The following is a 14,191-nucleotide window of genomic DNA, read 5'->3' as shown; positions in this document are numbered from 1 at the left end:
GTCATTTTTATTAAAAAGCCTGTTGAGTTAACAACAAGACTTATAAATACAGCAAAACACCGCGTAATACCCGGCATTTTCTATACGAAATAAATATGTCATCATCATAATATGATCTTGTGAAAGACAACCGCAGGTGCATTTCAACCGAGGAATCAGACGCAGCTTCCCGGCATTACGCCGGGAAGGGGTTACAGGAAGCAAGTAAAACGAGAAGGTTATGCTATGACCGGGAGTAGACCTGCAGCGTCCGCTGGCAGAGCGCCGAACGTACGCAATCGTCTTTATCGAACCGTACGATGCCCACCATCTCATCCTCTTCGAAACGTGCCAGCGCATCGCTCAGACCCGATTTGACGCCGGCCGGCAGGTCGCACTGGGTGATATCCCCGTTCACGATCACCGTCACGTTTTCCCCGAGGCGCGTTAAAAACATCTTCATTTGCGCAGCAGTCACGTTCTGGGCCTCGTCGAGAATCACAACTGCATTTTCAAATGTACGTCCGCGCATATAGGCGAACGGCGCAATTTCTACCTTACCAATTTCGGGACGCAGGCAGTACTGCATAAAAGATGCACCCAACCGTTTCACAAGCACGTCGTAGACGGGCCGGAAATAGGGGGCAAACTTCTCCGAAATATCGCCAGGTAAGAAGCCGAGATCTTCATCAGCCTGCAATACCGGACGGGTCACAATGATCTTATCGACGTCCTTATGAATCAGAGCCTCCGCCGCCTTAGCTGCACTTATCCAGGTTTTCCCGCAACCGGCTTCGCCGGTGGCGAAAATAAGCGACTTACTCTCAATAGCATTCAGGTACTGCGCCTGAGCGTCATTGCGCGCCACAATTGGGGTGGTATCACGGCTGTCCCGCGCCATGCCAATTGCTTCAACGCCACTCATCTGCACAAGCGAGGTGACCGACTCTTCTTCACGCTGTTTATGGCTACGTGAATCCCGTCTCAGCACACGTTTCGCTTCACGACGAGCTTTGATCACTGCTTTTTGTCTTCCCATGGATAGCACCTTGAGTTGTTGGTATTCATCACTCGCACCGCAATCAGTGCGATTAGGCGAACAAACATCTGAGGGTTGGCTTCCTTTTAAGCCATAGCTTGCTTGGTTAAATGACGCCGCCGGATCGCTATGCTCACCATTCGACGGGTCGGTAAAATCAGGATTTGCTGTGGAGGGGGAGAATTTTTCGGTGAAGAGATCGCTGCCGGAGTTTGAGCCTCCGCGCCGGGTGCTGCGGTTGTTACGTTTACCTTGTCCAGTACAGGACCCAACCATCGGCGATCTCCAGAGTGATTCATGTTCACTGTAAGGTTTACCGCTTTCTTAAAGTAAGTACATCAGGATTTAGCATGAATGCAACATTTATTTTACCCGAATGCAACTTTTAAGACTCGACCTACAGTTTCACTTAGTCTGCTATCGGACTATTACAGAATTATAACAAGGAGATAGAGAGACGGAAAAAAATCATCCCGCTTAAGTGTTAAGCGGGACGCTAATCAGGCTTCGAGCAGACCCTGTGCCAGCCAGCCGTTTTTATTCTGCACGCCCGGCAGGGCAAAGAAGTAACCCCCGCCAATCGGCTTCACGTACTCTTCCAGCGCTTCGCCGTTCAGGCGCTTCTGGACGGTCAAAAAGCCCTTCTCCAGATCGTGCTGGAAGCAGACAAACAGCAGCCCCATATCCAGCTGGCCGGAGTTGGTCACCCCCAGCGAGTAGCTGTATCCCCGGCGCATCATCAGGTTTTGCTCGGTCTCCTTCGTGCGCGGGTTAGCAAGGCGGATATGGCTGTCGAGGGCGATAACATTGCCGTCCGGATCGCTGGCGTAATCCGGCACGTCGTGCTCGTTCTTCATGCCCAGCGGCGCACCGCTTTGCTTGTCGCGGCCAAAAATAGTCTGCTGCTCTTTGAGCGGCGTCCGGTCCCAGAACTCAACGCGAAACTGGATGATGCGCACCGCCTGATAGCTGCCGCCCACCGTCCAGGCCGGTTCGCCCTGATCCGCCGTCACCCATACCACGCGATCCATTAGCGGCGCATCCTGGCTGTCGGGGTTGGCAGTGCCATCCTTGAAGCCGAGCAGGTTCACCGGCGTCTCTTTGCCTTTGCTGCGCGCGGCGTGGTCAGAGATAAACCCTTCCCGCTTCCAGCGCACGCTCAGTAGATCCGGGGTGTGCTTGATCAGATCCCGCAGGGCGTGGATCACCGTGTCCTGGGTGTTGGCACAGATCTGGATCAGCAGATCGCCATGACACAGCGCCGCATCCAGCGAATCATTCGGGAAACGCACCATCTTCTGCAGTGATTTAGGTTTCAGCCCGGCCAGGCCGAAGCGATCGTCAAAAAGCGACGCCCCCAGCGACACCGTCATGGTCAGGTTATCCGGAGCGATAAAGGCCCCCAGGATCCCGGAGTCCATAGGCGGCAGACGCGGGTTCGGCGTGTCGGGCGCCGGGCCGCCGGTGGTGAGGAAGGTGATGCGCTGGGTCAGCAGGCGGAACAGGCGTTCCAGCTCGCTTTTATCGCTGGCCAGCACGTCAAAGGCCACCAGCATCATTGAGGCCTGCTGCGGGGTTAAGATCCCGGCCTGATGCAGGCCGTGAAACGGCTGGGTCTCCATCCGCGCATCCGGGGAGAGCGTGCCCGGCGCGCTCTGCGGTTTTGCCGCATGCGCCACCGGACAGCCACCTGCCAGAGCAAGAGCGCCGCCAAGCGCCCCTACCCCTTTTAACAACCGACGCCGTGAAGGTTCAGCGACGTCATACTCATCATGCTTGTTCATCGAATTAATCCAGGCCCAGGACACCACGCAGCTGAGCCAGATCTTCTGCCAGAGTAGTAATCGGCCCTTTCAGGGCATTACGGTCGGCATCGGTCAGCTTGTCGTAGGTCTCAAAGCCGTCTTTTGTGCGGTATTTCGCCAGAATGGTGGTCACTTTCTTGAAGTTAGCATCCACTTTTGCCAGCAGTTCGCTGTTGTCTTTTTGCAGCTGCGGACGCAGCAGGTCAACAATCTTCTGAGCCCCCTCGACGTTGGCCTGGAAGTCCCACAGGTCGGTATGGCTGTAGCGATCTTCTTCCCCGCTGATCTTGCTGGCCGCCACTTCTTCAATCAGGCCGGCTGCGCCACCCACCACTTTTGACGGCGGGAAGGCCAGCTCGCTGATGCGTTTTTGCAGATCCAGCACATCGCTGTTCAGCTGCTCCGCGTACTGCTCCATCCCTTTGGTGGAGTTGTCGCCAAACAGCGCTTTTTCCAGACGGTGGAAGCCGGTGAATTTCGGATCGGCGGCTTTCTGCTCGTAGTCGTCTTCACGGGCGTCGATGCTGCCGTCGAGATCGGAGAACAGCTCGGCAATCGGCTCGATGCGCTCGTAGTGCTGACGGGTTGGCGCGTACAGCGATTTCGCTTTTTCGATATCGCCCGCCTTCACCGCGTCGGTAAAGGCTTTAGTGCCCGCGACCAGATCGGCGGTCTCTTTGGTGACATACGCTTTATAGGCGGTAATGGCGTCGCCCAGGCTCAGCAGCGCTTCCCCTTTGGCGGCATCGGCGGTGGCGGCGCCTTTCACAATCAGCTTGCCTTTCGGGTTGGTCAGCAGGCCGCAGGTCATGTCGTATTCGCCCGGCTGCAGGTTGGCGGTCATCTTCTGGCTGAAGCCCGGCGCGATGTTTTCACGCTCTTCCACCACCATCACCCCTTTCAGGATCTCCCACTCCAGCGCTTTCTGGCTGTGGTTCTGGATAATGAACTGGGTTTTACCGCTGTTGACCGTGATGGTCATCGGCTCACACTGCTTATCATTGACGGTGACTTTCACCTGCGGGACATCCGCGGCCTGGGCCGCAAATGCAGACGCAATCAGCGCTGCCACGCCAGCCTGTAACGCACTACGACGAAAATGGATTGCCATGACCTTTCCCTTTTAAAAGTATGTTGTAACTACATTGAGCACTTCAGGGCGCAGACCGCGACGGCTGCGTGCCTCCACGCGGGGGCATAAAGAACAGCGCCAGCGCCGGAATGAGATAGATGAAATACATCGCCACTTCGCTGACGCTCGGCGCTTCCTGATAACCGAAGATGCCTTCGAGCAGGGTGCCGGTCAGGGAATGGGTGGAGAGGACGTTACTTAGGTCGAACGCCATATCCTGGAAGTGGTTCCACAGGCCCGCCTCGTGGAAGGCGCGGATCGCGCCCGCGGCCAGCCCGGCGGCCACCAGCAGAATAAACAGGCTGGTCCATTTGAAGAAGACGCCCAGGTTGAGACGAATGCCGCCCCAGTAGAGCAGAAAACCGATCACCACCGCGGTCGCCAGGCCCAGCACCGCGCCCAGCGGCGGCCAGATCCCGACATCCTGCTGGAAAGCGGCGAGCAGGAAGAAGACCGACTCCAGCCCTTCCCGCGCCACGGCGAAAAAGACCATCATAATCAGCGCCCAGCCGTGGTGATTGCCCTTCGCCAGGGCGCTGTCCACCGCCTGCTCCAGCTGAACCTTCACGTTACGCGACACCTTGCGCATCCAGAACACCATCCAGGTGAGGATCACCACCGCAATCACCGCTACGATCCCTTCGAACAGCTCCTGCTCTTTCTGCGGGAATTCGCCGGTGGTTTCGTTGATGGCAATGCCAAGACCTAGACACAGCGCGGCGGCAAGGAAGACGCCAATCCACATGACGCCGATCCAGCGGCCCCGCTGGGTGCGTTTCAGATAGCTGGCAATAAGGCTGACAATTAAGGCTGCTTCGAGCCCTTCACGTAACATAATGAGAAATGGAACAAACATGCGACACCTTAAATGTTTTTCGCCGTCAACTGATGCAAAGAAAGGTAAATTCTTGTGATAGTGATTATCATTACGGCAATAAGAAATACAAGCGAAATATGCTGCATTTTGATGACAGGATGTAAAACCATAACGTAAACATAATCACTTAAGTGATTAAAAGGTTTATAAGTTAAGACTTAAAAGTTCATTTACGGTTACGGCAGGCTGTGGCTAAATGTGCGCCTCACTAATCTGCTGAAAATCAACTATGTATCAATTCCTGCACTTCCTGCTGGCGCTGGTGGTTATCCTTGCGCTGGCCTGGCTGGTCAGCTTCGACCGCCGCAGCGTCCGCATTCGTTACGTCATTCAACTTATCGTTATTGAGATTGCGCTGGCGTTCTTTTTCCTCCACGCCGAAAGCGGCCTGTTTGTTATTCAGTACGTCTCGGGCTTCTTTGAGTCGTTACTGAAATATGCCGCCGAAGGGACCAACTTTGTATTTGGCGGGATGGGTGAAAAAGGGCTGGCGTTTATTTTCCTTGGCGTCCTGTGCCCGATTATCTTTATTTCTGCGCTGATCGGTATTCTGCAGCACTGGCGCATTCTGCCGGTGATTATTCGCGTTGTCGGCACCCTGCTGTCGAAGGTGAACGGCATGGGCAAGCTGGAATCCTTCAACGCCATCAGCTCCCTGACGCTCGGTCAGTCAGAAAACTTCATTGCTTACAAAGGGGTGCTGGGGGATCTCTCGTCCCGTCGTCTGTTCACCATGGCGGCCACCGCAATGTCCACCGTTTCCCTGTCCATCGTCGGCGCCTATATGACGATGCTGGAGGCAAAATATGTGGTGGCGGCGCTGATCCTGAATATGTTCAGCACCTTTATCATCCTGACGGTGATTAACCCGACCCGCCCGGAAGCGGAGCCGGAAATTAAGCTCGAGAAGATGCACGAATCCCAGAGTTTCTTTGAGATGCTGGGGGAATATATTCTGGCCGGGTTCAAAGTGGCGATGATTATTCTGGCGATGCTGATTGGCTTTATCGCCCTGATCAGCGCCGTCAACGCCCTCTTCTCAAGCCTGTTTGGTTTGAGCTTCCAGCAGATTTTGGGTTATGTCTTCTATCCGCTGGCCTGGCTGGTGGGGATCCCGCTGAGCGATGCCCTGCACGCGGGCGGCATTATGGCAACCAAGCTGGTGGCGAATGAATTTGTGGCGATGATCGAGCTGCAAAAAATTGCCGCTCAGATGACGCCGCGCGGGCTGGGGATCCTGTCAGTATTCCTGGTTTCCTTCGCCAACTTTGCCTCTATCGGCATTGTCGCCGGGGCGATTAAGGGGCTGAACGAGCAGCAGGGTAACGTGGTGTCACGATTTGGTCTGCGCCTGGTGTATGGCGCGACGCTGGTAAGCCTGTTGTCGGCGAGCTTTGCGGGACTGGTGCTGTAATTGATTGCCCGGCGGCGCTAGCGCTTGCACGGGCCTACGAATTGTGCGGCTTGTTTTGCCGGGTGGCGCTGACGCTTACCCGGCCTACGAAACCTGTAGGCCCGTGCAAGCGCAGCGCCGCCAGGCGGGTTTAAAACTGCACGCACACCGGCTGGTCAACGCGCATCACCGACTCCTGGGCGAAGCGCTGTTTATAGATCACCCGCAACGCCTCGATATTGCTCTCGCTCTGCGCATCTTTGCCGTGGATCAGCATCAGCGCCTTGCTCGACTCGCGCGCCACTTTCCCGTCGTTACCCAGCCACTGCCCGCGCGCATCAAACACCGTTAAACCATCGCGAAAATGCGGCGTGACGTCCCGATCGACAAACTGCTGCCACTCCTGGCCGGTGATCGCCTCGCCTGCCGGACGGTTCAGGCCGAAATAGAGGGTGGTCTGCTGCATCTGATTATCGGCTTTGCAGGTGTTATCCGCGGGGGTGTGCGATGGGGCGTTGCAGCCTGCCAGCAGTAACATTGCGCCTGCCATCAGCCCTGTTTTGATTGTCATGCTTTGCTATCCTCATTGTTATAAGCACAAGGATATCAACGTAATTTTTGAATTTTGGCAAGAAAAAAGCCGGGTGGCGCTTGCGCTTACCCGGCCTACGTGAAGGGAGAAACTTTTTACTCAGCCTGTAACTTCGTTGGTGCAGTGGTGTGATACATCGCATCGGCGTCGGCAAAGCGTTTCTGCATCGTGGCAGACGGCGCTTTACCCAGCAGACTGAAGACCACAATCCCGATGCTGCCGAAGATAAAGCCCGGGATGATTTCGTACAGACCCAGCCACGCAAACTGTTTCCAGACGATCACGGTAACTGCACCGATAATCATCCCCGCCAGCGCGCCGTTACGTGTCATGCGGGACCACATCACCGAGAAGAGCACCACCGGACCAAAGGCGGCACCAAAGCCTGCCCAGGCGTAGCTCACCAGACCCAGCACGCGGTTTTCCGGGTTAGATGCCAGGGCGATAGCGACCAGGGCTACCACCAGCACCATCAGGCGACCGACCCATACCAGCTCTTTCTGGCTGGCGTTTTTACGCAGGAAGGCTTTGTACAGATCTTCGGTGATGGCACTGGAGCAGACCAGCAGCTGGCAGCTCAGGGTGGACATTACCGCCGCCAGGATGGCGGAGAGCAGAATACCGGCGATCCACGGGTTGAAGAGGATCTGCGCCAGCTCGATAAACACGCGCTCGGCGTTCTGGTTTACCGCGCCTGCCAGAGACGGGTTGTTGCTGAAGTAGGCAATCCCGAAGAAGCCTACCGCACAGGCGCCGCACAGGCAGAGGATCATCCATGCCATGCTGATACGACGGGCATGAACGATGGTGTGGTGAGAGTCTGCCGCCATAAAGCGCGCCAGGATGTGCGGCTGACCGAAGTAACCCAGCCCCCAGCCCATCAGCGACACGATGGCGACAAAGTTCAGCCCTTTCAGCATATCGACGTTTTCAATGCTCTTCTGCTGGATAACCGCCAGCGAATCACCCAGACCGCCCACGGAGAGGATCACAATTACCGGGGTCAGGATCAGGGCAAAAATCATCAGGCTCGCCTGCACGGTGTCAGTCCAGCTTACCGCCAGGAACCCGCCCACGAAGGTGTAGAGGATGGTCGCCGCCGCGCCCGCCCAGAGTGCGGTTTCGTAGCTCATGCCGAAGGTGCTTTCGAACAGACGCGCGCCCGCCACGATGCCGGAGGCACAGTAGATGGTGAAGAACAGCAGAATAACCGCCGCCGAGATAATACGCAGGATGCGGCTCTTATCTTCGAAACGGCCGGTGAAGTAGTCCGGCAGGGTCAGGGCGTTGTTGTTGGCTTCGGTGTGCACGCGCAGACGCCCGGCCACCAGCTTCCAGTTGATCCATGCCCCCAGCGTCAGGCCGATGGCGATCCAGCTTTCCGAGATCCCGGAGAGAAAGATGGCGCCCGGCAGCCCCATCAGCAGCCAGCCGCTCATATCCGACGCACCCGCAGAGAGCGCGGTCACGAACGGCCCAAGGCTACGCCCGCCGAGGATGTAGTCGTCAAAGTTCTTGGTAGAACGCCATGCAAGGAACCCTATCAGGATCATGCCAAAAATATAGATAAGAAATGTCACCAGCATCGGTGTGCTAATTGCCATTTAAATACTCCGCAAAGATGTTCGACGGCCTTTCTGACCGTCTTTATTACACCCCCGGAACGAGGGGGTGATGATGTGTGTTTCTGTTGGCCGCGCGTATCCTGCCGTATGCGCCTCCATGACACAAACGATTTAACACTGCATTTACATCAATTTCATCCCCGGTTTCACACCAGATTCCTGGAGGTTGCACTCGCTCACGTTTTTTGCGGTTGCACCTTTAAAAAGTGTTAAGCGCCGCATGAAACCAAGCTTCACTCTTAAAATCCACACTTATTTTACGGTTAACCCCTTCGTAACATTCCATTCATTTTCCAGCTTGCAAACCGGGTCACATTTAACGTGGTTGCACAAAGTTGCAACATAGTGGATATTTCACGTTAACTACACTAGCGCTACTGAATCACAGGAGTTTTTGGCATGGGCATGACCACTATGGGGGTTAAGCTGGATGACGCGACCCGCGAACGGATTAAATCGGCCGCAACCCGAATTGACCGCACGCCACACTGGTTAATTAAGCAGGCAATCTTCAACTATCTGGAAAAACTGGAGAGCGACGACGCCCTGCCAGAGCTGCCTGCCCTGCTGGCCGGTGCCGCCAACGAGAGCGACGACAGCGCCGAGGCGAGCGATGAGATCCACCAGCCGTTCCTCGAATTTGCCGAGCAGATTTTGCCGCAGTCGGTGAGCCGTGCGGCCATTACCGCCGCTTACCGTCGTGCCGAGACCGACGCCGTACCGATGCTGCTGGAGCAGGCGCGTCTGCCGGAGCCGATTGCCTCCCAGGCCCACAGCCTGGCGTATCAGCTTGCTGAAAAACTGCGTAACCAGAAAAACGCCTCAGGCCGCGCCGGAATGGTGCAGAGCCTGCTGCAGGAGTTCTCCCTCTCCTCTCAGGAGGGCGTGGCCCTGATGTGTCTGGCGGAAGCGCTGCTGCGTATCCCGGACAAAGCCACCCGCGACGCCCTGATCCGCGACAAGATCAGCAACGGCAACTGGCACTCCCACATTGGCCGCAGCCCGTCGCTATTCGTGAACGCCGCCACCTGGGGCCTGCTGTTTACCGGCAAGCTGGTCTCCACCCATAACGAAGCCAACCTCTCCCGCTCCCTGAACCGCATTATCGGCAAGAGCGGCGAGCCGCTGATCCGTAAAGGCGTGGACATGGCGATGCGCCTGATGGGCGAGCAGTTCGTGACCGGCGAAACCATCGCTGAAGCGCTGGCTAACGCCCGCAAGCTGGAAGACAAAGGCTTCCGCTACTCCTATGACATGCTGGGCGAAGCGGCGCTGACCGCCGCCGACGCGCAGGCCTATCTGGTCTCTTACCAGCAGGCGATCCACGCCATCGGTAAAGCCTCCAACGGCCGCGGCATCTATGAAGGCCCGGGGATCTCCATCAAGCTCTCCGCCCTGCACCCGCGCTACAGCCGCGCCCAGTACGATCGCGTGATGGAAGAGCTCTACCCGCGCCTGAAGTCCCTGACCCTGCTGGCGCGCCAGTATGATATCGGCATCAACATCGACGCCGAAGAGGCCGACCGCCTGGAGATCTCCCTCGATCTGCTGGAAAAACTGTGCTTCGAGCCGGAGCTGGCGGGCTGGAACGGGATTGGCTTTGTTATTCAGGCCTACCAGAAACGCTGCCCGTTCGTGATTGATTACCTGATTGACCTCGCCACCCGCAGCCGTCGCCGCCTGATGATCCGTCTGGTGAAGGGCGCTTACTGGGACAGCGAGATCAAACGCGCCCAGATGGACGGTCTGGAGGGCTATCCGGTCTACACCCGCAAGGTCTACACCGACGTCTCCTACCTCGCCTGCGCCAAAAAGCTGCTCGGCGTGCCGAACCTGATCTACCCGCAGTTCGCCACCCACAACGCCCACACCCTGGCGGCCATCTATCAGCTGGCCGGTCAGAACTACTATCCGGGCCAGTACGAGTTCCAGTGCCTGCACGGCATGGGTGAACCGCTGTACGAGCAGGTCACCGGTAAAGTGGCGGATGGCAAACTGAACCGTCCATGCCGTATTTACGCCCCGGTCGGCACCCACGAAACGCTTCTGGCGTATTTGGTGCGTCGTCTGCTGGAAAACGGGGCTAACACCTCCTTCGTTAACCGCATCGCCGATGCCACCCTGCCGCTGGACGAGCTGGTGGCGGATCCGGTCCAGGCGGTGGAGAAAATGGCCGCTCAGGAAGGTCAGGTCGGTCTGCCGCATCCGAAGATTGCCCTGCCGCGCGAGCTGTACGGCAATGGCCGCATCAACTCTGCAGGCCTCGATCTGGCGAACGAACATCGTCTGGCGTCGCTCTCCTCGTCGCTGCTCAACAGCGCCCTGCAGAAGTGGCAGGCAAAACCGATTCTGGAGCAGCCGGTCAGCGACGGCGAAATGCAGCCGGTGGTCAACCCGGCCGAGCCGAAAGACATCGTCGGATTTGCCCGCGAAGCTACCGAACAGGAAGTGGAGCTGGCCCTCGACAGCGCGGTGAACAACGCCCCTATCTGGTTCGCCACCCCACCGCAGGAGCGCGCGGCTATTCTGGAACGTGCTGCGGTGCTGATGGAAGATCAGATGCAGCAGCTGATTGGCATTCTGGTGCGTGAAGCGGGTAAAACCTTCAGCAACGCCATCGCCGAAGTGCGCGAGGCCGTTGACTTCCTGCACTACTATGCCGGTCAGGTCCGTGACGATTTCGACAACGAAACCCACCGCCCGCTGGGTCCGGTGGTCTGTATCAGCCCGTGGAACTTCCCGCTGGCCATCTTCACCGGCCAGATTGCCGCCGCCCTTGCCGCCGGTAACAGCGTGCTGGCGAAACCGGCCGAACAGACGCCGCTGATTGCCGCCCAGGGGATCAATATCCTGCTGGAAGCGGGCGTGCCGGCGGGCGTGGTGCAACTGCTGCCAGGCCGCGGCGAGACCGTTGGCGCGAAGCTGACCGCCGACAACCGCGTGCGCGGCGTGATGTTCACCGGCTCCACCGAAGTGGCCTCCCTGCTGCAACGCAACATCGCCACCCGTCTGGATGCTCAGGGCCGTCCGACGCCGCTGATCGCCGAAACCGGCGGTATGAACGCGATGATCGTCGACTCCTCCGCCCTCACCGAGCAGGTGGTGGTGGACGTGGTCGCCTCGGCCTTCGACAGCGCCGGACAGCGCTGCTCTGCCCTGCGCGTGCTCTGCGTGCAGGATGAAGTCGCCGACCACACCCTGAAAATGCTGCGCGGCGCGATGGCGGAATGCCGGATGGGCAACCCTGGTCGTCTGACCACCGACATCGGTCCGGTGATCGATGCCGAAGCGAAAGCCAACATCGAAAACCACATTCAGACGATGCGTGCCAAAGGCCGTCCGGTATACCAGGCGGTGCGTGAGAACAGCGAAGATGCCCGCGAGTGGACCAGCGGCACCTTTGTAGCCCCAACCCTGATTGAGCTGGCGAGCTTCGACGAGCTGAAGAAAGAGGTGTTTGGTCCGGTACTGCACGTGGTGCGCTACAACCGTAACAATCTCGATGCGCTTATCGGGCAGATTAACGCTTCCGGCTACGGTCTGACCCTCGGCGTGCATACCCGTATCGACGAGACCATCGCCCAGGTGACCGGCAGCGCCAACGTCGGCAACCTGTACGTGAACCGCAATATGGTGGGCGCCGTGGTTGGCGTGCAGCCGTTCGGCGGCGAAGGGCTGTCAGGCACCGGTCCGAAAGCCGGTGGTCCGATGTACCTCTATCGCCTGCTGGCCAACCGTCCGGCGAAGGCGCTGGGCGTGACCCTGGCGCGTCAGGATGCGCAGTACGCGGTGGACACCCAGGTGAAAACGGTGCTGACCCAGCCGCTGGAAGCCCTGAAAGCCTGGGCAGAAAAACGCCCTGAGCTGCGTGAGCTGTGCCAGGAGTATGGCGAGCTGGCGCAGGCCGGAACCCAGCGCGTGCTGCCAGGCCCAACGGGCGAGCGCAACACCTGGACGCTGATGCCGCGCGAGCGCGTGCTGTGCGTGGCGGATAACGAACAGGATGCGCTTACCCAGCTGGCGGCCGCGCTGGCGACCGGGTGTGAAGTGCTGTGGCCGGAAGATGGCCTGCACCGCGACCTGGCGAAGCAGCTGCCGAAGGCGGTGACCGAACGCATTCGCTTTGCTAAAGCCGATGTACTGACCAGCCAGCCGTTTGACGCGGTGATCTATCACGGTGACTCTGACCAGCTGCGCGAGCTGTGTGAGCAGGTTGCGGCCCGTAACGGCGCGATCGTCTCAGTGCAGGGCTTCGCCCGGGGTGAAACCAACCTCCAGTTGGAACGCCTGTACGTGGAGCGTTCGCTTAGCGTCAACACCGCCGCAGCAGGGGGCAACGCCAGCCTGATGACCATCGGTTAAGCGTGCAATCCGTCCCCGGTGGCGCTACGCTTACCGGGGCTACGGGATTGTGCGGTCTTTGTTCCCCGGTGGCGCTGCGCTTACCGGGGCTACAGAGAATGACAATGTGATTTTCACAGGCCGGATAAGCGTAGCGCATCCGGCTTTTTTACAGGGAGCAAATAATGAAACGATTAATGATTGCCGCAGGCGCATTACTGCTGAGCAGCATTGCCCAGGCGGACGAGTGCGCCAACGCCAGCACCCAGACGGAAATGAATACCTGTACCGCGCAACAATATCAGGCTGCGGATAAAACCCTGAACCAGACTTATCAGGCGGCCATCAAACGCGCCGAAGCGCCCCAGCGCGAGCTGCTGAAAAAGGCCCAGCAGGCGTGGATCGCCCTGCGTGATGCCGACTGCGCCTTTATCGGCTCGGGCACTGAAGGCGGCTCCATTCAGCCAATGATTGTGAACCAGTGTCTGGCTGATAAAACCAACGAACGTGAAGCGTATCTGGCCACGCTGATGCAGTGTGAAGAGGGCGACCTGAGCTGCCCTCTGCCACCGGCGAATTAACGCACCCGGATCCCTTCGATGATCATCCGCTCAACGTTTTCCACCGTACTGTGGAAGAAGTCATCATCCTTGAGCGTCTTGCCCGTCACCGCCTCGACCTGAGCGGAAAAGTCGGCGTAGTGCTGGGTGGCGGCCCAGATCATAAAGATCAGATGGTGCGGGTCCACCGGGGCCAGTTTGCCGGTGGCGACCCAGCCGGCAATGATCGCCGACTTCTCATCCACCAGCGATTTCAGATCGCCGCTCAGCGCCGCCTTCAGCAGCGGTGCCCCCTGCAGCATCTCCAGACAGAACAGCCGCGAGGCCTGAGGATAGTCCCGTGAGACCTCCAGCTTCAGGCGGATATACTGCTGGATTGCCAGCAGCGGGGTGAGCTCCTCGCGAAACGCCTTCAGCGGCGCCAGCCAGATATCCAGAATCTGTTGCAGGACGGCAATGTACAGCGCCTCTTTCGAGGGGAAGTAGTAGAGCAGATTGGTTTTCGACACCCCGGCCAGTTCAGCCACCTGCTCCAGGCGCGTACCGTGAATGCCAAACTGCGAAAAGGTCTCCAGCGCCGCCGAGAGGATCGCCTGTTTTTTCGCGCTCACTGCCTGCGAACGTTTACCGCCTGTTTTCACTGCGCCTTGCGCCATGGGCTCACTCCTTGTTGATATGCCCCCAGCATAGCAAAAACCCCAGGCCTGCTACGACAATCTGCACCGCTACCGCGCACGACTGCCTGCTTTGTGTGCAACTATTTTGACCAGACAGTCCAGTTTTAACGCCTGCAATTCATCAACCATTCGTTAACACCATAATAACATTACCAATTTCAAAACTGGCAT

Annotated in this window: 10 protein-coding genes; 3 read left to right on the top strand and 7 right to left on the bottom strand. The window is 58.0% G+C overall.

Annotated elements, in window-relative coordinates:
- Nucleotides 1–223: 223 nt before the first annotated feature.
- The 4 genes from phoH to efeU all read right to left on the bottom strand — a co-directional run bounded on the left by phoH (nucleotide 224) and on the right by efeU (nucleotide 4,811).
- Complete coding sequence (gene phoH, locus FHN83_RS20120) at nucleotides 224–1,018, bottom strand: phosphate starvation-inducible protein PhoH (RefSeq protein ID WP_039032314.1); 795 nt, start codon at nucleotides 1,016–1,018, stop codon at nucleotides 224–226.
- A 500-nt stretch (nucleotides 1,019–1,518) separates the two neighbouring features.
- Nucleotides 1,519–2,802, bottom strand: coding sequence for an iron uptake transporter deferrochelatase/peroxidase subunit (efeB, locus tag FHN83_RS20115; protein WP_139564741.1), 1,284 nt, complete (start codon nucleotides 2,800–2,802; stop codon nucleotides 1,519–1,521).
- 4 nt (nucleotides 2,803–2,806) lie between these two features.
- Nucleotides 2,807–3,934 carry an iron uptake system protein EfeO gene (gene efeO, locus FHN83_RS20110; protein WP_138368604.1) on the bottom strand — a complete coding sequence of 376 codons (1,128 nt, stop codon included), beginning with the start codon at nucleotides 3,932–3,934 and terminating at the stop codon, nucleotides 2,807–2,809.
- A gap of 43 nt (nucleotides 3,935–3,977) precedes the next feature.
- Entirely contained in the window at nucleotides 3,978–4,811 is an 834-nt protein-coding gene (gene efeU, locus FHN83_RS20105) for an iron uptake transporter permease EfeU (RefSeq protein ID WP_139564740.1), read from the bottom strand.
- A gap of 250 nt (nucleotides 4,812–5,061) precedes the next feature.
- Between efeU and FHN83_RS20100 the strand changes: the two genes are divergently transcribed.
- On the top strand, nucleotides 5,062–6,246 hold the full coding sequence (locus FHN83_RS20100; RefSeq protein ID WP_139564739.1) for a NupC/NupG family nucleoside CNT transporter: 1,185 nt from the start codon (nucleotides 5,062–5,064) through the stop codon (nucleotides 6,244–6,246).
- Between the two features lie 130 nt (nucleotides 6,247–6,376).
- On the opposite strand, the gene FHN83_RS20095 is transcribed toward FHN83_RS20100, so the two are convergent.
- Nucleotides 6,377–6,796, bottom strand: coding sequence for a DUF3574 domain-containing protein (locus FHN83_RS20095; RefSeq protein WP_139564738.1), 420 nt, complete (start codon nucleotides 6,794–6,796; stop codon nucleotides 6,377–6,379).
- Nucleotides 6,797–6,912: 116 nt separating this feature from the next.
- Nucleotides 6,913–8,421, bottom strand: a complete 1,509-nt coding sequence (gene putP, locus FHN83_RS20090) for a sodium/proline symporter PutP (RefSeq protein ID WP_138368601.1) — start codon at nucleotides 8,419–8,421, stop codon at nucleotides 6,913–6,915.
- A gap of 420 nt (nucleotides 8,422–8,841) precedes the next feature.
- On the opposite strand from putP, the gene putA reads away from it, so the two are divergent.
- Together putA and FHN83_RS20080 are read left to right on the top strand one after the other, a co-directional pair.
- A complete protein-coding gene (gene putA / locus FHN83_RS20085; protein ID WP_139564737.1) occupies nucleotides 8,842–12,804 on the top strand; it encodes a trifunctional transcriptional regulator/proline dehydrogenase/L-glutamate gamma-semialdehyde dehydrogenase in 3,963 nt (1,320 codons plus the stop codon).
- A 164-nt stretch (nucleotides 12,805–12,968) separates the two neighbouring features.
- Nucleotides 12,969–13,364, top strand: coding sequence for a lysozyme inhibitor LprI family protein (locus FHN83_RS20080; protein ID WP_139564736.1), 396 nt, complete (start codon nucleotides 12,969–12,971; stop codon nucleotides 13,362–13,364).
- Here the strand turns inward: FHN83_RS20080 and rutR are convergent.
- Nucleotides 13,361–13,999, bottom strand: a complete 639-nt coding sequence (gene rutR / locus FHN83_RS20075) for an HTH-type transcriptional regulator RutR (protein WP_039032305.1) — start codon at nucleotides 13,997–13,999, stop codon at nucleotides 13,361–13,363. The genes FHN83_RS20080 and rutR overlap by 4 nt on opposite strands.
- Between the last annotated feature and the right edge of the window lie 192 nt (nucleotides 14,000–14,191).

This window comes from Leclercia adecarboxylata (assembly GCF_006171285.1).
Taxonomy (GTDB): Bacteria; Pseudomonadota; Gammaproteobacteria; order Enterobacterales; family Enterobacteriaceae; genus Enterobacter; species Enterobacter barmai.
This window is presented reverse-complemented; position numbering and strand designations above follow the sequence as displayed.